This is a genomic window from Shewanella sp. 2_MG-2023 (assembly GCF_030548905.1).
Taxonomy (GTDB): Bacteria; Pseudomonadota; Gammaproteobacteria; order Enterobacterales; family Shewanellaceae; genus Shewanella; species Shewanella electrodiphila.
Genome location: NZ_JAUOSO010000056.1, coordinates 1 through 522 on the forward strand (window position 1 = coordinate 1; position 522 = coordinate 522).

Annotated in this window: 2 tRNA genes and 1 rRNA gene; all 3 read right to left on the bottom strand. The window is 42.3% G+C overall.

The features are described from left to right. Positions 1–169 precede the first annotated feature (169 nt). Positions 170–245: transfer RNA gene (locus tag Q4600_RS21150), tRNA-Ala, on the bottom strand. 65 nt (positions 246–310) lie between these two features. Next, a tRNA-Ile gene (locus tag Q4600_RS21155) sits at positions 311–387 on the bottom strand. 74 nt (positions 388–461) lie between these two features. Next, positions 462–522 (bottom strand): 16S ribosomal RNA (locus Q4600_RS21160); the annotation flags it as partial.

Sequence of the window (522 nt, forward strand, 5' to 3'; positions counted from 1 at the left end):
ATAATACGATTTGTAATTAATTAACATGACAGACTCATGCAATTAAATACTATCAGCTTTCCAAATTGTTAAAGAACGGGCTTAAAAAAGCCAAAGATAAAGCTGTCGCTTTATCTTTGGCGTCTCTATCCAATGTGCATGATTTACCTTTTAAATAAAAGTAAGTAAATGGTGGAGCTATGCGGGATCGAACCGCAGACCTCCTGCGTGCAAGGCAGGCGCTCTCCCAGCTGAGCTATAGCCCCATTTACATGCAGTCAAACAAAATACGTTAATACAAAATCTTCATCTTAGGAGAAATAGAAGATTTTGGTGGGTCAGAGTGGACTTGAACCACCGACCTCACCCTTATCAGGGGTGCGCTCTAACCAGCTGAGCTACAGACCCAACGTAATTTTGCTCTTTCTTTCTATCAAGTAATCTGTGTGAACACTCAACAAACATTAAGTTAGTCGTATAGGTAAGGAGGTGATCCAGCCCCAGGTTCCCCTAGGGCTACCTTGTTACGACTTCACCCCAGTC